Source organism: Bacillus sp. BB081 (genome assembly GCF_008368895.1).
GTDB lineage: Bacteria > Bacillota > Bacilli > Bacillales > Bacillaceae_G > Bacillus_A > Bacillus_A wiedmannii.
On the sequence record NZ_QOZX01000012.1, the window covers coordinates 26,454 to 48,278 of the forward strand.

Here is a 21,825-nt window from a genome sequence, read left to right on the forward strand (position 1 = left end):
GGTGGCAGGTTGTGAGTGGAATCATTACTATTTTAGGATTAGGTGCTGGTGAGTTAGATCAGTTAACGATGGGTGTATATCGAAAAATAAAAGAAGCAGATCACATGTTTGTTAGAACGAAGGAACATCCCGTTATAGAAGAGTTGGAGAAAGAAGGTATACAATATACAGCCTTTGACAGTGTATATGAAGCGCATGATACATTTGAAATTGTATATGAAACAATCGCAAATACATTGCTAGAACAAGCTGAAGGCACAGAAATCATCTATGCTGTGCCAGGGCATCCGCTTGTAGCGGAAAGAACGGTTCAGCTACTGTTGGAAAAAGGCGAAGTAGCGAATGTTGAAGTGCGCATTGAAGGTGGACAAAGTTTCCTTGATCCTATGTTTGCGAGTCTAAAGATTGATCCGATTGAGGGATTCCAATTAATTGACGCCACATCATTTGAAAGAGGACAATTAGAATTACGTCAACATTTAATCTTTTGCCAAGTATATGACGCATTCGTTGCATCTGATGTGAAATTAACATTAATGGAGATGCTATCAGATGATTATGAAGTGTATATCGTAACAGCTGCAGGGACTTCATTTGAACAAGTTAAAAAGGTGCCGTTGTACATGTTAGATCATGAAACAGAGTTGAATAATTTAACGAGTGTATATGTACCACCAGTTAAAGAACGTGCGTCCTTGTATCAACAGTTTGATGTGCTTAGAGAAATTATTGCAGACCTTCGTGGACCGAATGGTTGTCCGTGGGATAAAAAGCAAACACATCAATCTTTAAAGAAGTATTTAATTGAGGAAGCTTATGAGGTGTTGGAAGCAATTGATGAAGAGGATGATGATCACTTAGTAGAAGAACTGGGTGATATATTATTACAAGTTATGTTGCATGCTCAAATCGGGGAGGATGAAGGTTGGTTCTCTATAGATGATATTATTCGAACTTTATCTGAGAAAATGGTTCGCCGCCACCCGCATGTATTTGGGAATACGGATGTAAATAATGCCGATGAAGTAATTGCCAATTGGGAAGAAATTAAAAAACAAGAAAAAGGATTCGTGAAAGAATCTGTTTTAAATGGGGTTCCAAAAAGTTTGCCACAGTTACTACGCGCCTATGAAATCCAGAAAAAAGCTGGTAAAGTTGGTTTCGATTGGGTTGATGTACAACCGATGATAGAGAAAGCCTTAGAAGAATGGCAAGAGTTCCAACAAGAAGTTACAAATATGGATGAGGCGAAAATGTTAGGTGAATTTGGCGATTTACTATTTGCGTTTGTGAATATAGCTCGTCATTATAAAATAGATCCCGAAGAGGCGTTACGTTCAACGAATGAGAAATTCGTCGGTCGTTTCTTATACATGGAAGCAAAGGTAGCTGAAATGAATAAAGAGATGCAAGATTTATCATTAGAGCAGTTAGACGTTTTATGGGAAGAGGCAAAACAAACAGAGCGTTAATAGGGGGATTTGATATGCGTCTAGATAAGTTTTTAAAAGTATCACGTTTAATTAAAAGAAGAACATTAGCGAAAGAAGTAGCTGATCAAGGAAGAATATCAATTAATGGTCAAGTGGCAAAAGCGAGTTCAGATGTAAAAGTAGCTGATGAATTAACAATTCGTTTTGGTCAAAAAATAGTAACTGTAAAAATAAACGAATTGAAAGAAACGACTAAAAAAGAAGATGCAGCAAATATGTATAGTTTAGTTCGCGAAGAAAAAGTAAAGGCTGAAGAAGGCTTGTTCTAAAATCAATTATCCCTTCATACATTACTATTAGCTAGTATAAATCTATGGGGGGATTTACGTGAATAATGGTTACTCACCTATGTCTTCTAATCAACAAAATGTTTCGGTAGAGCATGATATTATTATGCGTGGCAGGCGTGTAATTGATATTACCGGTGTAAAGCAGGTAGAGAGTTTTGATAGCGAGGAGTTTTTACTTGAGACCGTAATGGGTTTTTTAACAATTCGTGGTCAAAATTTGCAAATGAAAAATTTAGATGTAGAAAAAGGTGTTGTATCGATTAAAGGGAAAGTTCATGAGATGCTGTATATTGATGAGAATCAAGGGGAGAAAACTAAAGGATTCTTTAGTAAGTTGTTTAAATGAGCCTAACAATTCAGTTGTATACGATGCTCTCAATGATCGGAATGGGTGCTTGGATTGGAGCGTCTTTAGATACATACCAACGATTTTTAAAGCGGCAAGAACGTAAACGTTGGCTTGTATTTATACATGATATACTATTTTGGATTGTCCAAGCATTATTCGTTTTTTATGTACTGCTTCTTGTAAATGAAGCTGAACTACGTATATATGTATTTTTGGCATTATTATGTGGTTTTGCGGCATATCAAAGCTTATTGAAAGCAATATACATGAGACTGTTAAATTTTCTCATCTATATTTTTATGCAAACAACACACTTTTTTGTTCAAATTATAAAGCTACTCATGATAAAACCTGTTATTATTATAGCGCAGCTATTTATTGCATTTATATTATTCTTATTTCGTATACTGCTTTCAATTGGACATGTGTTATGGAAAATGGTGATTTGGATATTACTTTTCATATGGAAAGTTTTTTTCTGGCCTGTTCGATTTATTGCTTCGCTCATATGGAAACTTCTCCCTAATCGTGTTAAACTTTTTATAATGAAACATGTAGGGTTCCTGCAATATATAGCAAAATTGAAGGGACACATCTTCCAATTATGGGGGCGTATAAAAAAGAAGTTAGGGGGACCTCGGAAATGAGGGAACTGAGACAAAGAACAATCGAAAAACAGAGTCCAAATCCTGTTAAAGAGCATATAATACAAACGGATGAGAACAGGAAGCGACTTTATCGCCGTTTAGCGGTTTTTCTTGTCTTTGCTTTTACAATTATTGCGAGTATTAGTGTAACGTTTTATCAACAAAACAGTTCCATTAGAGCAAAAGAAGCAAAAGTTAAGGACATGAAAAAAGAACTGGATTCATTAACGAATAAAGAAAAGAGTCTAAAAGACGAAGTTCAAAAGTTAAATGATGAAGAGTACGTATTAAAGATTGCTAGAAGGGATTATTTCTTCTCTGGAAAAGGGGAGATAATTTTTCCTGTTTCTAAGTAGAGTATGTCTTATTGACACTATATTTTAGGATTATATATAATAAAGTAAAATTTGACTTTTTAACCACTAAGGAGGAGCATTTTTTTTATGTCAATCGAGGTAGGCAGCAAGTTACAGGGTAAAGTAACAGGTATTACAAATTTTGGGGCTTTTGTGGAGCTGCCAGAAGGCTTAACGGGTCTTGTTCATATTAGTGAAGTTGCTGATAATTATGTGAAAGATATTAACGATCACTTAAAAGTGGGCGACCAAGTAGAAGTAAAAGTTATTAACGTTGAAAAAGATGGTAAGATCGGTCTATCTATTAAAAAAGCGAAAGAACGTGAAAAAACAGAAGGAGATCGTCCACGTGGTGAATACCAACGCGGTGGCGGTGGCGATCAACAACGTTCTGGACGTCCACAACGTAATCGTTCTTTCAACAGAGATAACCGTGGCGGCGGTAACGAACGAGCTCCAAAAGAAACATTCGAGCAAAAGATGGCACGTTTCTTAAAGGATAGTGAAGATCGTTTAACTTCTTTAAAGCGTAACACAGAATCTAAACGTGGTGGCCGTGGCGCACGTCGCGGATAATAAGAACGTTTAATTCTTAGCATATAGAGAGGTACCCAGGGCGATTGCTCGGGGTGCTTTTTTATATGTGAAAATATATTTTTAAAAAAGTTTTCAAGATGTGTTGACTTTAAAATATATCTGAGGTAAGATACTAATTGTCCGTTAAATAAGACGACATGGCGGTGTAGCTCAGCTGGCTAGAGCGTACGGTTCATACCCGTGAGGTCGGGGGTTCGATCCCCTCCGCCGCTATATTTAATTTAACGGCCCGTTGGTCAAGTGGTTAAGACACCGCCCTTTCACGGCGGTAACACGGGTTCGAATCCCGTACGGGTCATCCTAAAAAGATCATGCAAATTTGCATGATCTTTTTTTGTTAAATAAATTAAGACATACAACACTTCTACAAAATCACCCTATATTTTCTGAATGTTCAATTAAAATAGTGAGAATAAATTACATACCGTGTATATATGTAGAGTTATTTCGAATAAAAAGTCGAACGATTATAAAAGTGAAAACTGTTGTTTTGACAAAAATCCCAATAATCATCTTTTATAATGACAGTAATTAAACTATGCAGGTGGTGTTAAAAATATGCCTAAAGCAGGAAGGAATACTATGAATACAAGTGCATTGGCAATGAATGAGAGTCAGCTTGGAGCAGTAAAGTGGACGAGTAAGTTGCGAATGAAGTTTGAACAGGTTTTCTTTAGATGGGGATTTATTATTGTTGTTATTGGTTTTCTTTTGGGACGAGCATATATATTAACAAACATTTTACCGTTTGCACTGCCGTTTTTTGCTGCTGTTTATGTTATGAAGCGGGATAAAATGCCGCTCGCGTTCTTGGCTCTTATGGGGGGCGCACTTTCAGTTTCGATAGATAATTTATTCTTTACCTTTGCATCTATTTTTACTTTCTTCATTTATAATATCTTCTTTAGTCGGTTTACACGTAAAACTGTTGGACTTGTTCCATTCCAAGTATTTATCTCCGCATTAACCGCACATTTAGTTGTCGTATATTTCGCGCAACAAACCGTCACCATGTACGATTTACTCGTTAGTACGATTGAGGCAGGGCTTAGCTTCGTATTAACTATGATATTTTTACAAAGTGTTCCGCTTTTAGTAGAACGAAAAGGTAAACAACAAGCGCTAGAGACAGAAGAAATTGTTTGTTTAATTATATTACTAGCATCTGTTTTAACAGGTACAACAGATTGGTTTGTATATGACGCTTCTATTCAACATATTTTTACTAGGTATTTAGTACTCGTGTTTGCATTTATCGCGGGGGCTGCTACAGGATCTACAGTGGGGGTCGTCACTGGATTAATATTAAGTTTAGCCAATGTCTCCAGTTTGTCTCAACTTAGTCTACTTGCTTTTTCTGGGTTGCTTGGTGGTTTGTTAAAAGAAGGGAAGCGTTTAGGTGTTAGTTTAGGTTTATTAATTGGGACGAGCTTGATTACGCTATATGTAGACAAGCAAACAAACATTGTGACAACTTTAATTGAATCTGGTGTGGCGATTATGTTCTTCTTATTAACACCGAAACTTGTTATGGATCGTATTGCTAAATTCATGCCAGGCACACAGGAACATTCGCAAGATCAACAACAGTATTTAAGAAGGATGCGTGATGTTACAGCGAATAAAATTAATCAATTTGCCAATGTATTTGCTGCTTTATCTAATAGCTTTTCTGTATATGGATATGTGGAGGAGGAAGATAAAGAGACAGAAGCGGATTTGTTCTTAAGTACAATTACTGCAAAAACATGTCAAACATGCTTTAAAAAGGACCAATGCTGGGTAGTTAATTTCGACAAAACGTACGATTATATGAAACAAATAATGAGTGAAACGGAAGAGGGGACGTTGCAGCATAATCGGAAGTTAGTTCGTGAATGGGACAAGCATTGTGTGAGAGGGAAGAAAGTGACGGATTTAGTAGCGGGTGAATTAGATCACTTCTATGAAGGACAAAAATTACGAAAACAAATGAAAGAAAACCGTAGAATAGTAGCGGAGCAACTATTAGGTGTATCAAAAGTTATGGAGGATTTTGCTAAGGAAATCCAAAGAGAACGAGAAAATCATCAAGTGCAGGAAGAACAGATTATGCAAGCGTTTCGTGATTTTGGCGTAGAAGTAGAGCATGTTGATATATATTGTTTAGATAGAGGAAGTATTGATATTGAAATGTTGATTCCAGTTGCATCTAATGAACATGGAGAATGTGAAAAGTTAGTTGCGCCGATGCTTTCTGACATTCTAAAGGAAAATATTGTTGTTAAACATGAAGAAAAATCTTCTTATCCGAACGGCCACAGCTTAATATCATTTGGTTCGGCAAAAACGTATTCTCTTGATACTGGGTTGGCCACAGCTGCAAAAGGCGGTGGGTTTGTTTCTGGTGACTCTTATGCGATGATGGATTTAAGTGTTGGTAAATATGCGCTTGCAATTAGTGATGGTATGGGAAATGGGCAAAGAGCTCATATGGAGAGTAAAGAAACGGTAAAATTATTACAAAAAATACTTCAATCAGGCATTGATGAGGAAATAGCGATTAAATCTATCAATTCTATTCTTTCTTTAAGAACAACAGAAGAGATGTTTACGACGTTAGATTTAGCTATGGTGGATTTGCGGGATGCGAGTGCGAAATTTTTAAAGATTGGATCGACGCCGAGTTTTGTTAAACGCGCGAATAATATTTTGAAAATTGAGGCAAGTAATTTGCCGATGGGCATTATTGAGGATGTTGAAGTTGATGTAGTAGGTGAACAATTAAAAACGGGTGATATCCTTATTATGATGAGCGATGGGATTTTCGAGGGAGCGCAACATGTAGAAAATCATGAACTATGGATGAAACGAAAAATTAAAGAATTACAAACCGAAGATCCGCAAGAAATTGCTGATATCATTATGGAAGAGGTGATTCGCTCTTGTGATGGTTATATAAATGATGATATGACTATCGTTGTGGCGAAAGTGAAGAAAAATATGCCGAAGTGGGCTACGATTCCAATTGTAGGAATGCAGGCACAATAAATTTTAAGTATGATGTTTCTTTATCACTGTTTCTTTCTAAAAACCTAGGTGGATGCCTAGGTTTTTTTACTTTAAAAGATAATGTTATTATTTTTGTGAATATGCACGGATGATGTAAGATAAAAATGTAATTTTTGTATATCTTTTTTTTGCACAATGTTTGTAAAAGTTGTACCATTATAAACAAGGTAACTAACGTTGCTGTTCTTGTTTAATGAAAGGTGATTACGAAGTTGAAAGATACATTTGTTGAAAAGGTAGATGACTTTGTAAAGCAGCATGATGTATTAAAGGAACGTTCAACAATTGTTGTAGGGGTTTCTGGTGGTCCTGACTCTTTGGCTCTTCTATATTATTTGTTAGAAAAAAGAGCAGCAAAACAGTTCGAAATTGTAGTGGCACATGTGGACCATATGTTTAGAGGCGATGAATCTCATGAGGACCTACAGTTTGTGCAGGACCTTTGTAAAGGGCTGGGAGTTATTTGCGAAACGATAAGGATTAATGTGTCGCAATATCAACAGCAACACGGAATGAATGCACAGGTTGCTGCTAGAGAATGCAGATATGCATTTTTGGAAAGAATAATGAAGAAATATGATGCGAGATATGTAGCTCTTGGACATCATGGTGATGATCAAGTAGAGACGATTTTAATGCGCCTTGTACGAGGGAGTACTCCGAAAGGATATGCAGGAATTGCAGTGAAGCGTCCTTTTCATAATGGATATTTAATTAGGCCGTTACTTGGAGTAACGAAGGAAGAGATTGTTGATTACTGTAATAAGCTAAAAATAATTCCCCGTATAGATCCAAGTAATAAAAAGGAAGTATATACAAGGAATCGATTACGTAAATATGTTCTTCCGCATTTGAAAGAAGAAAATTCACAAGTGCATGAGAAATTCCAAAAATTTAGCATGCAGATGCAAGAGGATGAGGCGTATTTGCAGGAATTAGCTTTTGAGAAAATGAATAAAGTAATTACAAAAAAAAGTGATAAACAAATTAGCTTATCAATTCCTGCCTTTGAATCCATGTCTATGCCTTTACAAAGAAGAGGGATTCAACTAATATTAAACTATCTTTATGAATATAAGATTCCATCTTCTCTTTCCTCTATACATATTGACAAAGTGATCGAGTTTTTTAAGCGGACACAACCTTCGGGTTCACTTGATTTCCCAGGTGATTTAAAAATTGTTCGCGCATACGAGGAGTGCAGCTTTGGATTTAAACAAGAAATTGTTTCTCCTTTTTTACAAGATTTATCAGTGCCCGGGACCATTACGCTATCGAACGGGGATAAGCTTGTAACAGAGGTGAGCGAAGACATACCAAGTAACATGAATGAAACAGTATTTGTTGCTAAGTATAATGATATATCATATCCACTTCGTATTCGTTCTAGAGAAAATGGAGATCGCATGTCAATACAAGGTATGAATGGCACAAAAAAGATAAAAACTATTTTTATCGAAGCAAAAGTACCAAGAGAAAAAAGAGAAGAATGGCCGGTCGTTTGTGATGCAAGTGGGAATATTATTTGGGTACCCTTGTTGAAGCGATCTGCATTTGCTATCTCGAAAGAGGCGGCAAAGAAGGATAAATATATGATTATTCACTACAAAAGCAAGGAGTCTTCCGGGAGGATAATGAAATGATGAATCAAGATATCGAAAAAGTATTAATTTCTGAAGAACAAATACAAGAAAAGGTGCGCGAATTAGGTGCGGTTATTGCAGAGGATTATAAAAACACAATACCTCTTGCGATTGGTGTATTAAAGGGCGCAATGCCATTCATGGCAGATTTATTAAAGAGAACAGATACATATCTTGAAATGGATTTTATGGCTGTATCTAGTTACGGTCACTCTACTGTTTCAACAGGCGAAGTGAAAATTTTAAAAGACCTTGATACTTCTGTAGAGGGTCGCGATATTTTAATCGTTGAAGATATTATTGATAGCGGTCTTACGCTAAGTTACTTAGTAGACCTATTCAAATATCGTAAAGCGAAGTCTGTAAAAATTGTTACGTTATTAGATAAGCCGACAGGCCGTAAGGTAGATTTGAAAGCGGATTATGTTGGGTTTACTGTTCCACATGAATTTGTTGTAGGGTATGGATTAGATTATAAAGAGCAGTACCGTAATCTTCCTTATGTAGGAGTATTAAAACCAAGTGTTTACTCAAATTAATTAAATACAGGCGTCACAATTGTATAGGAAAGTTTTTCTATGTTACGATTTACTATAGTGTTTATGCCGTGAGAGGAGGTTAGGAATGAATCGTATCTTCCGTAATACCATCTTTTATTTACTGATATTCCTAGTAGTAATTGGAATCGTGAGCTATTTTAATGGTTCGACACAAAAAACGACATCAGTTAGCTACGATAAATTCATTACTAAACTAGAAAAAGGTGAAGTGCGTAATGTGCAACTTCAACCGAAAAATGGTGTATTTGAGGTAAAAGGACAATTTAACAACTCTAGCCAAGGAGAACAATTTGTTACTTATGCACCAAATACTGAGGAATTACAAAAGAAAATTAATGACAAAGCGCAAGGTGCTGAAGTTAAGTATCAACCAGCAGAAGAAACAAGTGCTTGGGTAACGTTCTTTACTTCAATCATTCCGTTTGTCATTATCTTCATTTTATTCTTCTTCTTATTAAACCAGGCTCAGGGCGGCGGTAGCCGTGTTATGAACTTCGGGAAAAGTAAGGCGAAGTTATATAATGACGAAAAGAAAAAAGTTCGTTTCAGAGATGTTGCTGGAGCGGATGAAGAGAAACAAGAGCTTGTTGAGGTAGTTGAATTCTTGAAAGATCCTCGTAAGTTCGCTGAAGTTGGTGCCCGTATTCCGAAGGGTGTTCTATTAGTAGGACCTCCAGGTACAGGTAAAACTTTACTAGCACGTGCCGTTGCAGGTGAGGCAGGCGTTCCATTCTTCTCTATCAGTGGTTCTGATTTCGTAGAGATGTTCGTCGGTGTTGGTGCATCACGTGTACGTGATTTATTCGAAAATGCAAAGAAAAATGCTCCTTGTATCATTTTCATTGATGAAATTGATGCAGTAGGACGTCAACGTGGCGCAGGTCTTGGTGGTGGCCATGATGAGCGTGAGCAAACGTTGAACCAATTACTTGTTGAAATGGATGGATTCGGTGCAAACGAAGGTATTATTATCATCGCTGCAACAAACCGTCCTGATATTCTTGATCCAGCTTTATTACGTCCAGGTCGTTTTGACCGTCAAATTACAGTAGATCGTCCAGATGTAAATGGCCGTGAAGCTGTGCTGAAAGTACATGCTCGTAATAAACCGCTTGATGATCATATCAACTTAAGAGCAATTGCAACTCGTACACCAGGGTTCTCTGGTGCGGATCTTGAAAACTTATTAAACGAAGCTGCTTTAGTGGCTGCGCGTCAAGATAAGAAGAAAATTGATATGAGTGACATTGATGAAGCAACGGACCGTGTTATTGCAGGTCCAGCTAAGAAAAGTCGTGTTATCTCTGAAAAAGAACGTAATATCGTTGCATTCCATGAAGCTGGCCATACTGTAATTGGTGTTGTCCTTGATGAAGCAGATATCGTTCATAAAGTAACAATTGTCCCTCGTGGTCAAGCTGGTGGATATGCAGTAATGCTTCCGAAAGAAGATCGTTACTTCATGACAAAACCAGAGTTACTTGATAAAATCACTGGTTTACTTGGTGGTCGAGTAGCTGAAGAGATTGTGTTTGGTGAAGCAAGTACAGGTGCTCACAACGACTTCCAACGTGCGACTGGTATTGCAAGACGTATGGTTACGGAATTCGGTATGAGTGATAAGCTTGGACCGATGCAATTCGGTAGCTCACAAGGTGGTCAAGTGTTCTTAGGAAGAGACTTCCATTCAGAACAAAACTACAGTGATGCAATTGCACATGAAATCGATGTGGAAATGCAAACTATTATAAAAGAATGTTATGCTCGCGCGAAACAAATTCTTACTGAAAAACGTGATAAGCTAGATATTATTGCGAAAACGTTACTTGAAGTAGAAACGTTAGATGCAGAGCAAATCAATCATTTATATGATTACGGCAGATTGCCAGAGCGTCCAACATCTTCAGATGATGTGAAAGTAAACATCAATATGAAGAAGGACGATGAAGAATCAGAAGATAAGTAAGAGATGAAGGAGTGACGATGGTCACTCCTTTTTTTATTTGTGAAACGAAATGAAGTAGAAAAAAATTTAAGTAAATCTGGTATTAAAAATTGAAATAGAGCGTAATCTTTTTGTAAAATGATGAGGATAGAAAAGCTGATTATATAAGTATGTGTGATATGATGTTTTTATAAGTTTTATACATACTGCACAAATATAGATTAAATAAGATAAGTGGTGAGAATATGATTTTTGTATTGGATGTAGGGAACACAAATGCTGTGCTAGGCGTGTTTGAAGAGGGGGAACTTCGTCAACATTGGCGCATGGAAACAGATCGTCATAAGACAGAAGATGAATATGGAATGCTTGTAAAGCAGTTGCTTGAGCATGAAGGTCTTTCGTTTGAAGATGTGAAAGGTATTATCGTGTCTTCAGTCGTACCACCAATTATGTTTGCATTAGAGCGCATGTGTGAAAAGTATTTTAAAATTAAACCGCTTGTAGTAGGTCCTGGAATAAAAACGGGGCTAAATATTAAATATGAAAATCCACGTGAAGTAGGCGCGGACCGAATTGTAAATGCGGTAGCAGGAATCCACTTGTATGGAAGTCCGCTTATTATTGTCGATTTCGGTACGGCTACTACATATTGTTATATTAACGAAGAAAAGCATTATATGGGTGGGGTTATTACGCCGGGAATTATGATTTCAGCAGAGGCTTTATATAGTAGAGCGGCAAAACTTCCTCGTATTGAAATTACAAAACCAAGCAGTGTTGTTGGAAAGAATACGGTAAGTGCAATGCAATCTGGTATTCTTTATGGTTATGTTGGACAAGTGGAAGGTATTGTTAAGCGTATGAAAGAGGAAGCTAAACAAGAACCGAAAGTTATTGCAACAGGTGGATTGGCGAAATTAATTTCAGAAGAATCGAATGTAATTGATGTTGTAGATCCATTTTTAACATTAAAAGGTTTGTATATGTTATACGAGCGTAATGCAAATTTACTGCAGGAGAAAGGTGAATAAATGAGTATGAAAGATTATTTAGTAAAAGCGTTAGCATTTGATGGAGAAGTGCGTGCATATAGTGTACGTACTACAAACACAGTAAGTGAGGCGCAAAGACGTCATGATACATGGAGAACAGCTTCGGCGGCACTTGGTCGTTCTTTAACTGCAGGTACAATGATGGGCGCGATGTTAAAAGGTGACCAAAAGTTAACGATTAAGGTAGAAGGTAATGGTCCGATTGGTCCTATCTTAGTAGATGCTCATGCAAATGGGGATGTACGTGGTTATGTAACGAATCCACATGTTGATTTTGAAGGAACGGAACAAGGGAAATTACGTGTATATCAAGCGGTAGGTACTGAGGGATTTGTAACAGTAATTAAAGATATTGGTATGCGTGAGCCGTTTATTGGTCAATCTCCAATTGTTTCAGGAGAATTAGGGGAAGACTTCACGTATTATTTTGCAGTTTCTGAGCAAACACCTTCTTCTGTAGGAGTTGGCGTTCTTGTAAATGGAGATGACAGCGTATTAGCGGCAGGTGGATTTATCCTTCAAATTATGCCAGGTGCACAGGAAGAAACAATTTCATTCATTGAAGATCGTTTGCAGAAGATTCCTCCTGTATCAACGTTAATTGAACAAGGGCTTTCTCCAGAAGAGTTACTGTATGCAGTTCTTGGAGAAGATAAAGTAAAAGTATTAGAAGTGATGGATGTTCAATTTAATTGCACATGCTCACGCGAACGTATTGAGAGTGTGTTAATTAGTTTAGGTAAAACAGAGTTAGAGCAAATTCGCGAAGAAGAAGAAGAGACAGAAGTTCATTGTCATTTCTGTAATGAGCGATACAAGTTCTCTAAAGAAGATATTACAAATTTAATTGAGAGTTTGTAATAAGGGAAGTGAGGGAATCCATCCTCTAAATAGATTGACAAACAGGGAATTTTCTGACAAAATCTAAATATAGATAAAACCAATAAAAATACTCGGTGTTAGGAGTGACAGGAATGCGAGTGGCACAATCAGTTTCAGAATTAATCGGGAAAACGCCGATCGTTAAGTTGAACCGCATCGTAGAATCAAACAGCGCAGATATATACTTAAAATTAGAATTTATGAATCCAGGGAGCAGTGTTAAAGATCGTATTGCATTAGCTATGATTGAAGATGCTGAAAAAAAAGGATTATTAAAAGAAGGCGATACAATCATTGAGCCAACAAGTGGTAACACGGGAATTGGTTTAGCGATGGTAGCGGCCGCTAAAGGATATAAGGCAATTTTAGTAATGCCAGAAACAATGAGTATTGAGCGTCGTAATTTATTACGTGCTTACGGTGCGGAATTAGTATTGACTCCAGGGCCTGAAGGAATGGGTGGAGCAATTCGTCAAGCGACTGAATTAGCAAAAGAGCATGGCTACTTTATACCACAACAGTTCAAAAACCAATCGAATCCAGAAATTCATCGTTTAACAACAGGGCCAGAAATTGTTGAACAAATGGGTGACCAATTAGATGCGTTTATTGCAGGTATTGGTACAGGTGGAACGATTACTGGTGCTGGTGAAGTGCTGAAGGAAGCGTATAAAGATATTAAAATTTATGCAGTAGAACCTGCGGATTCACCAGTACTATCTGGTGGGAAACCGGGTCCACATAAAATCCAAGGAATTGGGGCGGGATTCATCCCAGAGACATTGGATGTAGAGGTATATGATGAAATTGTTCAAGTAAAAGCAGAGCAAGCATTTGAATATGCAAGAAGAGTGGCTAAAGAGGAAGGTATTTTAGTGGGTATCTCTTCTGGAGCAGTTATTTATGCAGCAACAGAAATTGCGAAAAAGTTAGGTAAAGGGAAAAAGGTACTTGTTATTATCCCAAGTAACGGTGAACGTTATTTAAGTACACCGCTTTATCAATTTGAGTCTTAATTATATGTGATTGAAAAAGCATCCTTGAAAAGGATGCTTTTTCTTTTTGGATTGGAAATAGGAAAAGAGTGAATGACTAGAAAACTTCATGTAAAATAAGAGGTAGTATAATTAATTTATTTTCACTAGCCTTCGAGTATAACCACTTTATATACATAACGAATGTAGTTTGAGGTGGTTAATCTAAGAGGGTGGGATAAAAGAAGACGGGGTGTTGATATGCAACGAAGAAAATCTGTAGCGCTTTCTATTCCATATCAGTTAGATTTCTTTAAGCAGTATAAATTTCTTTCTAAGGATAAACCGCAACATATTTTGTTAGAGAGTGGACGTGGCGGTCGTTATAACATTGTGGGGTTGAACCCAGTAGCGGTAATCCGAGGGAAGGGTGAAACGTTACATATAAGCGAAAGTGGTAAGGAAACAATAAAACAAGGAAACCCATTAGATTTAATGCAGGAATATATGGAGCGATGGAAAACGGATTATAATCCGGAATACCCTCCATTTCAAGGTGGTGCAATTGGTTACTTTAGTTATGATTGCATCCGTTATATTGAAAAACTCCCTTCCCATGCGGAGGATGACATTAATATACCTGATATATTCTTTTTATTATTTGATGATGTGTTTGTTTATGATCAAAAAGAAAAAGTATTATGGATTATTACACATTATGTAGATAAGCATGAAGAGGCAAAAGAGCGATTAAATGAATGGAAGATTCTTTGGGCGACAGAAGCGCCAGAAGTGAATATACCTTTTGCATGCCCTGAAGAGAAAAGTGAAACAGTTGCTTTTACAGAAGAAAGCTTTATGAAGGCGGTTGAATGTATTCAAGAATATATTGGGGCTGGTGATGTGTTCCAAGTAAACTTGTCGACAAGGCAAGAAAGAACGTTACAAACACACCCACTAGAAATCTATACAAGTCTTCGTGAGATTAATCCATCTCCATATATGGGTTACTTGGAGCTCGGGGATTTTCAAATTGTTAGTGGATCGCCAGAGTTGCTAATTAAGAAAGAGGGAACCGAAGTAAGTACAAGACCGATTGCTGGAACGAGATCTAGAGGGGCGAATGAGCAAGAGGATGAAGAATTAGCAAAAGAATTAATTGAGAACGAAAAAGAAAGAGCAGAGCACGTCATGCTTGTGGATTTAGAACGAAATGATTTAGGGCGTGTTTGTAAATATGGCACTGTAGAAGTAGATGAATTTATGGTAATTGAGAAATACTCACATGTTATGCATATTGTTTCTAATGTGCGTGGTGAGGTGGAAGAAGATAAAGATGCTTTTGATTTAGTGAAGGCTGTATTCCCTGGGGGAACAATTACTGGTGCCCCGAAAATACGTACGATGGAAATTATTGAAGAATTAGAACCTGTTCGCCGAGGGATTTATACAGGTTCAATCGGGTGGATCGGTTATTCTGGAGATACAGAATTGAATATTGTAATTAGAACACTGCTTGCTAAAGATGGAAAAGCACATGTACAAGCAGGAGCGGGAATTGTAATTGATTCGAATCCGGAAAATGAATATAAAGAGTCGTTAAAAAAGGCGATTGCTTTATGGCGTGCAAAAGAACGTAGCGAAGAAACGGTTAGGTGAGAGAAATGATATTAATGATTGATAATTATGATTCTTTTACATTTAATTTAGTGCAGTTTCTTGGAGAACTTGGACAAGAGCTTGTTGTTAAACGTAACGATGAAGTGACTATTTCAGATATTGAGAATATGAAACCAGACTTTTTAATGATTTCGCCAGGTCCGTGTAGTCCTAATGAAGCAGGTATTAGTATGGAGGTTATTCAATACTTTGCTGGAAAGATTCCGATTTTTGGGGTTTGTCTTGGACATCAATCCATTGCACAAGTGTTTGGCGGAGAGGTTATACGTGCGGAGCGCTTAATGCATGGGAAAACGTCGCTTATGCATCATGACGGAAAGACGATTTTTTCGGATATCCCTAATCCGTTTACTGCGACACGTTACCATTCCCTTATCGTTAAGAAAGAGACGTTACCTGATTGCTTAGAGGTAACATCTTGGACAGAAGAAGGGGAAATTATGGCGCTCCGTCATACAACATTACCGATTGAAGGTGTACAGTTCCATCCAGAATCAATTATGACTTCCCACGGGAAAGAGTTGTTGCAGAATTTCATTCGTAAATACAGCCCAAGTGTGACATCGTGTTAATTTACGTAAATGGTGAGTATGTAGAAGCGAGTGAAGCGAGAATTTCTCCTTATGATCATGGTTATTTATATGGTCTTGGAGTTTTTGAGACATTTCGTATTTATAATGGTCATCCTTTCTTATTGGATGATCATTATAATCGTTTAATAGATGCGCTGGATACATTGCAAATTAAATGGACAATGACGAAAGATGAAGTACTGCTTATTTTGAAGAATTTACTCGTTAAGAATGAATTAGAGCATGCATATGTACGTTTTAATGTATCAGCGGGTATAGATGAAATTGGATTGCAAACGGAAAGGTATGAAGAGCCGTCTGTTATTGTTTTTATAAAACCTTTAGCAGCCCCTGAAGATGTAGTGGAAAAAGAAGGGGTTGTTTTAAAGCAAGTGCGAAATACACCAGAGGGTGCGTCTCGCTTAAAGTCTCATCATTATTTAAATAACATTTTAGGAAAACGTGAAATTGGAAATGTTGTGAATAAGGAAGGTATTTTCCTTACTGAAACAGGTTATGTTGCAGAGGGTATTGTTTCGAATCTCTTTTTCGTGAAAGGTGATATTTTGTATACACCTTCGCTAAAAACAGGGATTTTAAATGGTATCACTCGTGCGTTTATTATAAAGGTTGCTGAAGAGCTGGGCATCGAAGTGAAGGAAGGTTTCTTTCCAAAAGATGAATTACTTTCAGCTGATGAAGTCTTCGTAACAAACTCGATTCAAGAAATTGTCCCGCTTTATCATATAGAGGGACGAGATTTCCCGGGTAAAGTAGGTATGGTTACAAAAAGGTTTATGAGTCTTTATGAAATGCAGAGAGAGAAATTGTGGAGCAGAAATGAATTGCGAAGAGGAGATGTGTAGTTTGAAGTGGGATTATGATTTGCGCTGCGGCGAATATACATTGAACTTAAATGAAAAAACTTTAATTATGGGGATTTTAAATGTAACACCAGATTCGTTTTCTGATGGTGGGAGTTACAACGAGTTAGAGGCTGCGGTGCGCCATGCGAAAGAAATGCGAGATGAAGGTGCTCATATTATTGATATCGGCGGTGAATCTACTCGCCCCGGTTTTGCTAAAGTATCGGTGGAAGAAGAAATAAAGCGAGTTGTTCCGATGATTCAGGCGGTTGCAAAAGAAGTGGAATTGCCGATTTCTATCGACACGTATAAAGCTGAAGTTGCAAAACAAGCAATCGAAGCGGGCGCTCATATTATTAATGACGTTTGGGGAGCGAAGGCGGAACCGAAAATCGCTGAAGTTGCAGCTCATTACGATGTACCTATTATCTTGATGCATAATCGCGATAACATGAATTACCGCAATTTAATGGCTGATATGATTGCTGATTTATATGAAAGCATCAAAATTGCTAAAGATGCTGGCGTGCGAGATGAAAATATCATTTTAGACCCAGGCATCGGTTTTGCTAAAACACCTGAACAAAATTTAGAAGCGATGCGTAATTTAGAACAGTTAAACGTACTGGGTTATCCAGTTCTCTTAGGTACTTCAAGAAAGTCCTTTATTGGACATGTGTTAGATTTACCGGTAGAGGAACGTCTTGAGGGAACAGGAGCTACCGTTTGTCTCGGCATTGAAAAGGGTTGTGAGTTTGTTCGTGTTCACGATGTGAAGGAAATGGCACGTATGGCTAAGATGATGGATGCGATGATTGGTAAGGGGGTAAAGTAATTGGATAAAATTTATGTTCATGATATGGAGTTTTACGGTTATCATGGTGTATTCCCGGAGGAAAATAAATTGGGTCAGAGATTTAAAGTGGACTTAACGGTGGAGTTGGATTTGAAACAGGCAGGAGAAAGTGATGACTTAGAGCATTCTGTCAATTATGGAGAGCTTTTCGAGTTATGTAGAAAAGTTGTTGAAGATAGAACGTATAAGCTTGTAGAGAGTATCGCTGAAAATATTGCTGCAGATATATTAAAACAATATGAGAGTATTTTCCGTTGTACAATTAAAGTAATTAAACCAGATCCGCCGATACCTGGGCATTATCGTGCTGTAGCAGTAGAAATTATGAGAGAACGACCATGAATAATATAGCTTACATTGCATTAGGTTCAAATATCGGAGAACGTTATACGTATTTAACTGAAGCGATTCAGTTTTTAAACAAAAACCCGTATATCCAAGTTAACGATATTTCATCTGTATATGAAACAGAACCAGTTGGCTATACTGACCAAAGTTGCTTTTTAAATTTAGTTATAAAAATTTCTACCAATTTATCACCGCAAGAGTTATTGAAAATTACACAAAGAGTAGAGAATGATTTAGGAAGAAAAAGGGAAATTAGATGGGGTCCGAGGACCATCGACCTTGACATTTTACTATATAATCAAGAAAATATTGAAGCAGAGAATCTTATTGTTCCGCATCCGCGGATGTTCGAAAGAGCTTTTGTTATCGTTCCGTTGTTAGAGATTAATCAAGATATAAAACAAAACATTTCACGTTCACAAGTAGAAGAAATGAAAAGGCGAGAGGGAGTAACGGTATGGAAGCAGAAAAATGGGGAAGACGCATTCGTGCTTTTCGAAAGCTAAAAGGTTATACACAAGAAGGTTTTGCGAAAGAGTTAGGGGTATCTGTATCTGTTTTAGGTGAAGTTGAGAGAGGGAATCGATCGCCTTCCCAAGATTTTGTAGTGGAAGTTGCTAAGGCATTAAAGGTTTCAGTGGAGGAATTAATGCCGAAGTGACTATGAAGGAAGGAGTAAGTCGAGTGTTAAAGATTGCAAATATTGAGATGAAAAACCCGGTTGTATTAGCACCGATGGCGGGAGTGTGTAACTCTGCATTCCGTTTGACAGTAAAAGAATTTGGTGCAGGTTTAGTTTGTGCTGAAATGGTAAGTGATAAAGCGATATTGCTTAATAACAAAAGAACATTAGATATGTTATATATTGATGAAAGAGAAAAGCCATTAAGTTTACAAATTTTTGGTGGAGAGAAAGAAACTCTTGTAGATGCTGCGAAATACGTAGATAAATATACGACAGCAGACATTATTGATATTAATATGGGTTGCCCGGTACCGAAAATCATTAAGTGTGACGCGGGAGCAAAGTGGCTTTTAGACCCAAATAAAATATATGAAATGGTAGCGGCAGTTGTAGATGCTGTTGAAAAGCCGGTTACAGTTAAGATGCGTATTGGTTGGGATGCAGATCATATTTTTGCAATTGAGAATGCAAAAGCTGTTGAGCGTGCTGGCGGACAAGCAGTAGCAGTTCATGGACGTACACGAGTACAAATGTATGAAGGGAAAGCGGATTGGGATATTATTAAACAAGTAAAGCAAGCTGTAAATATCCCGGTTATCGGAAATGGTGATGTCGAAACGCCACAAGATGCAAAGCGTATGCTTGATGAAATTGGTGTAGACGGTGTTATGATTGGTCGCGCTGCCCTTGGGGACCCGTGGATGATTTATCGTACGGTAAAGTATTTGGAAACAGGTGAATTAATGCCGGAACCGACAGTGCGTGAGAAAATTGACGTATGTATGTTGCATCTAGATCGTCTTATCGATTTAAAGAACGAAAATGTCGCTGTAAGAGAGATGAGAAAGCATGCAGCTTGGTATTTAAAGGGTGTTCGTGGTAATGCAACTGTACGTAATGGTATCAATGCTTGTAATACGCGTGAGGACCTTGCGAATGTATTAGGTGCATTTGTAGAAGAAGTAGAAGCGAAACAACAAACAATTCACGTTGGTTAATAATAGATAGGGAAGATTGACATTCTTCTATACACTTCCTATAATTACGTGAAAGAAAGAAGAACTGCCAGCTAGTTGCTGGCAGTTTTTCTAGTTGAGTAGAAAATGCTATACTGTATATATTGTAAAAATTAATAGAGCTGGAGTGATATCAATACCATGGATAACATGAACCACGAAGAATTAAACGACCAATTGCTTGTTCGTCGTGAAAAGTTACATAACTTACGTGAGCAAGGAATCGATCCGTTTGGTAAACGATTTGAACGTACAAATGCAACAAATGACTTATTAAGCTTATATGGAGAGTTCTCTAAAGAAGAATTAGAAGAGAAAGAAATCTCTGTTTCTATCGCTGGTCGTATTATGACAAAACGCGGTAAAGGAAAAGCTGGATTTGCACATATTCAAGATTTACATGGACAAGTTCAAATTTATGTTCGCAAAGATGCTGTTGGAGATGAAGAGTACGAATTGTTTAAAACAGCAGATTTAGGTGATTTAGTAGGTATTGAAGGTAAAGTGTTCAAAACGAACGTTGGAGAACTTTCGGTGAAAGCAACGGGCTTTACACTATTAACGAAATCTCTTCGTCCATTACCGGATAAATATCATGGATTAAAAGATGTTGAACAACGCTACCGTCAACGTTACTTAGACTTAATCACAAGCATGGAAAGCCGTGAAACATTCGTTACTCGCAGTAAAATCATCCGTGAAATGAGAAGATACTTAGATGACAATGGTTATCTTGAAGTGGAAACACCTATGATGCATGCAATTGCAGGTGGAGCTTCTGCGCGTCCTTTCATTACGCACCATAATGCGTTAGATATGGAATTATACATGCGTATCGCAATTGAACTTCATTTAAAGCGCCTTATTGTGGGTGGATTAGAAAAAGTTTATGAAATCGGTCGTGTATTCCGTAATGAGGGTGTATCAACTCGTCATAATCCAGAGTTTACAATGATTGAATTATATGAAGCGTATGCTGATTATAAAGATATTATGAAACTAACAGAAAATATGGTTGCGCATATTGCGAAGCAAGTACTAGGTACAACAACGATCCAATATGGTGATTATGAAATTAATCTAGAACCAGAATGGACACGTCTTCATATGGTAGATGCAATCAAGGAACATTCTGGAGCAGATTTCTGGAATCCAATGAGTGTAGAAGAAGCGCGTGAACTTGCAAAAGAACATAATGTAGGTATTAAGGATACGATGGAAGTTGGTCATATTATAAATGAATTCTTCGAACAAAAAGTAGAAGATAAATTAATCCAACCAACATTTATTTACGGTCATCCGGTAGAAATTTCGCCACTTGCGAAAAAGAATGATGAAGATCCACGATTCACAGATCGTTTCGAATTATTTATCGTTGCACGTGAACATGCAAATGCATTCACTGAGCTAAATGATCCGATTGATCAAAAAGAACGCTTTGAAGCGCAATTAAAAGAGCGCGAACAAGGTAATGATGAAGCTCACATGATGGATGATGATTATATTGAAGCTCTTGAGTACGGTATGCCTCCTACAGGTGGGCTAGGAATTGGTATTGATCGTCTTGTTATGTTGTTAACGAATGCACCATCTATTCGTGATGTATTATTATTCCCTGCTATGCGTCATAAACAAGACTAAGCTTTGGAGATTTCTCCAAAGCTTTTTTTATTTGAGTATGAGCTACGTAGGGATAGTAGCTCTTGATGGTGCGAGAAATTATATTTATATAGAAGGAATGTGCTATTTTTATACTTTTTTACTAAGTTAAAAATTTTATTAGAAAAACTATTGCATTTTAATAATCAAACTGGTATATTTATATTCGTTGCCACGAAAGGTAACAAGCAAAACAAACGAAAAACAACTTATTGAAAAAAGTTGTTGACGAAAATATAACGAAATGTTATATTGATAAAGTCGCTTCTGAGCGGCAGATGAGTTCTTTGAAAACTGAACG

22 protein-coding genes and 2 tRNA genes are annotated in these 21,825 nt (G+C 37.3%); all 24 read left to right on the forward strand.

What is annotated here, in order from left to right; translation table 11 throughout:
- Positions 1 to 11 precede the first annotated feature (11 nt).
- The 24 genes from yabN to lysS all read left to right on the forward strand — a co-directional run bounded on the left by yabN (position 12) and on the right by lysS (position 21,506).
- Positions 12 to 1,472 carry a bifunctional methyltransferase/pyrophosphohydrolase YabN gene (gene yabN, locus DN394_RS06295; protein ID WP_000014264.1) on the forward strand — a complete coding sequence of 487 codons (1,461 nt, stop codon included), beginning with the start codon at positions 12 to 14 and terminating at the stop codon, positions 1,470 to 1,472.
- 14 nt (positions 1,473 to 1,486) lie between these two features.
- Positions 1,487 to 1,762 (forward strand): RNA-binding S4 domain-containing protein, encoded by a 276-nt coding sequence (locus DN394_RS06300; RefSeq protein WP_001234876.1) that lies wholly within the window; start codon positions 1,487 to 1,489, stop codon positions 1,760 to 1,762.
- Between the two features lie 58 nt (positions 1,763 to 1,820).
- Complete coding sequence (gene yabP, locus DN394_RS06305) at positions 1,821 to 2,129, forward strand: sporulation protein YabP (RefSeq protein WP_001059101.1); 309 nt, start codon at positions 1,821 to 1,823, stop codon at positions 2,127 to 2,129.
- Positions 2,126 to 2,779: a spore cortex biosynthesis protein YabQ gene (yabQ, locus tag DN394_RS06310; protein WP_000059764.1), complete on the forward strand. Its 654-nt coding sequence runs from the start codon at positions 2,126 to 2,128 to the stop codon at positions 2,777 to 2,779. The genes yabP and yabQ overlap by 4 nt, the downstream gene beginning before the upstream one ends.
- Positions 2,776 to 3,135 (forward strand): cell division protein DivIC, encoded by a 360-nt coding sequence (divIC, locus tag DN394_RS06315; RefSeq protein WP_001208737.1) that lies wholly within the window; start codon positions 2,776 to 2,778, stop codon positions 3,133 to 3,135. The genes yabQ and divIC overlap by 4 nt, the downstream gene beginning before the upstream one ends.
- 87 nt (positions 3,136 to 3,222) lie before the next feature.
- Positions 3,223 to 3,711, forward strand: a complete 489-nt coding sequence (locus tag DN394_RS06320) for a S1 domain-containing RNA-binding protein (protein ID WP_000021454.1) — start codon at positions 3,223 to 3,225, stop codon at positions 3,709 to 3,711.
- Between the two features lie 160 nt (positions 3,712 to 3,871).
- Positions 3,872 to 3,945: transfer RNA gene (locus DN394_RS06325), tRNA-Met, on the forward strand.
- 13 nt (positions 3,946 to 3,958) lie between these two features.
- A tRNA-Glu gene (locus DN394_RS06330) sits at positions 3,959 to 4,030 on the forward strand.
- A gap of 260 nt (positions 4,031 to 4,290) precedes the next feature.
- Positions 4,291 to 6,762: a stage II sporulation protein E gene (gene spoIIE / locus DN394_RS06335; RefSeq protein WP_001123543.1), complete on the forward strand. Its 2,472-nt coding sequence runs from the start codon at positions 4,291 to 4,293 to the stop codon at positions 6,760 to 6,762.
- Between the two features lie 233 nt (positions 6,763 to 6,995).
- Positions 6,996 to 8,426, forward strand: a complete 1,431-nt coding sequence (gene tilS / locus DN394_RS06340) for a tRNA lysidine(34) synthetase TilS (protein WP_000655443.1) — start codon at positions 6,996 to 6,998, stop codon at positions 8,424 to 8,426.
- Positions 8,423 to 8,965: a hypoxanthine phosphoribosyltransferase gene (gene hpt / locus DN394_RS06345; protein ID WP_000981845.1), complete on the forward strand. Its 543-nt coding sequence runs from the start codon at positions 8,423 to 8,425 to the stop codon at positions 8,963 to 8,965. The genes tilS and hpt overlap by 4 nt, the downstream gene beginning before the upstream one ends.
- Before the next feature lie 85 nt (positions 8,966 to 9,050).
- Entirely contained in the window at positions 9,051 to 10,952 is a 1,902-nt protein-coding gene (gene ftsH, locus DN394_RS06350) for an ATP-dependent zinc metalloprotease FtsH (protein WP_001079657.1), read from the forward strand.
- 224 nt (positions 10,953 to 11,176) lie between these two features.
- Positions 11,177 to 11,965 carry a type III pantothenate kinase gene (locus tag DN394_RS06355; RefSeq protein ID WP_098092495.1) on the forward strand — a complete coding sequence of 263 codons (789 nt, stop codon included), beginning with the start codon at positions 11,177 to 11,179 and terminating at the stop codon, positions 11,963 to 11,965.
- Positions 11,966 to 11,971: 6 nt separating this feature from the next.
- Positions 11,972 to 12,847 carry a redox-regulated molecular chaperone HslO gene (gene hslO, locus DN394_RS06360; protein ID WP_033658948.1) on the forward strand — a complete coding sequence of 292 codons (876 nt, stop codon included), beginning with the start codon at positions 11,972 to 11,974 and terminating at the stop codon, positions 12,845 to 12,847.
- Positions 12,848 to 12,960: 113 nt separating this feature from the next.
- Positions 12,961 to 13,884: a cysteine synthase A gene (gene cysK, locus DN394_RS06365; RefSeq protein WP_001261726.1), complete on the forward strand. Its 924-nt coding sequence runs from the start codon at positions 12,961 to 12,963 to the stop codon at positions 13,882 to 13,884.
- A 219-nt stretch (positions 13,885 to 14,103) separates the two neighbouring features.
- On the forward strand, positions 14,104 to 15,501 hold the full coding sequence (pabB, locus tag DN394_RS06370; protein WP_046958126.1) for an aminodeoxychorismate synthase component I: 1,398 nt from the start codon (positions 14,104 to 14,106) through the stop codon (positions 15,499 to 15,501).
- Between the two features lie 5 nt (positions 15,502 to 15,506).
- A complete protein-coding gene (gene pabA, locus DN394_RS06375) occupies positions 15,507 to 16,094 on the forward strand; it encodes an aminodeoxychorismate/anthranilate synthase component II (RefSeq protein WP_000602298.1) in 588 nt (195 codons plus the stop codon).
- Positions 16,088 to 16,960 carry an aminodeoxychorismate lyase gene (gene pabC / locus DN394_RS06380; RefSeq protein ID WP_046958125.1) on the forward strand — a complete coding sequence of 291 codons (873 nt, stop codon included), beginning with the start codon at positions 16,088 to 16,090 and terminating at the stop codon, positions 16,958 to 16,960. The genes pabA and pabC overlap by 7 nt, the downstream gene beginning before the upstream one ends.
- Positions 16,935 to 17,795 (forward strand): dihydropteroate synthase, encoded by an 861-nt coding sequence (folP, locus tag DN394_RS06385; RefSeq protein WP_046958124.1) that lies wholly within the window; start codon positions 16,935 to 16,937, stop codon positions 17,793 to 17,795. The genes pabC and folP overlap by 26 nt, the downstream gene beginning before the upstream one ends.
- Positions 17,796 to 18,158, forward strand: a complete 363-nt coding sequence (folB, locus tag DN394_RS06390) for a dihydroneopterin aldolase (protein ID WP_046958123.1) — start codon at positions 17,796 to 17,798, stop codon at positions 18,156 to 18,158.
- Entirely contained in the window at positions 18,155 to 18,670 is a 516-nt protein-coding gene (gene folK, locus DN394_RS06395; protein ID WP_001059453.1) for a 2-amino-4-hydroxy-6-hydroxymethyldihydropteridine diphosphokinase, read from the forward strand. The genes folB and folK overlap by 4 nt, the downstream gene beginning before the upstream one ends.
- Positions 18,622 to 18,825 carry a helix-turn-helix domain-containing protein gene (locus DN394_RS06400; RefSeq protein ID WP_000387029.1) on the forward strand — a complete coding sequence of 68 codons (204 nt, stop codon included), beginning with the start codon at positions 18,622 to 18,624 and terminating at the stop codon, positions 18,823 to 18,825. The genes folK and DN394_RS06400 overlap by 49 nt, the downstream gene beginning before the upstream one ends.
- A gap of 23 nt (positions 18,826 to 18,848) precedes the next feature.
- Positions 18,849 to 19,847, forward strand: coding sequence for a tRNA dihydrouridine synthase DusB (dusB, locus tag DN394_RS06405; RefSeq protein ID WP_000912237.1), 999 nt, complete (start codon positions 18,849 to 18,851; stop codon positions 19,845 to 19,847).
- 159 nt (positions 19,848 to 20,006) lie between these two features.
- Positions 20,007 to 21,506, forward strand: coding sequence for a lysine--tRNA ligase (gene lysS, locus DN394_RS06410; protein WP_000369672.1), 1,500 nt, complete (start codon positions 20,007 to 20,009; stop codon positions 21,504 to 21,506).
- Positions 21,507 to 21,825 lie beyond the last annotated feature (319 nt).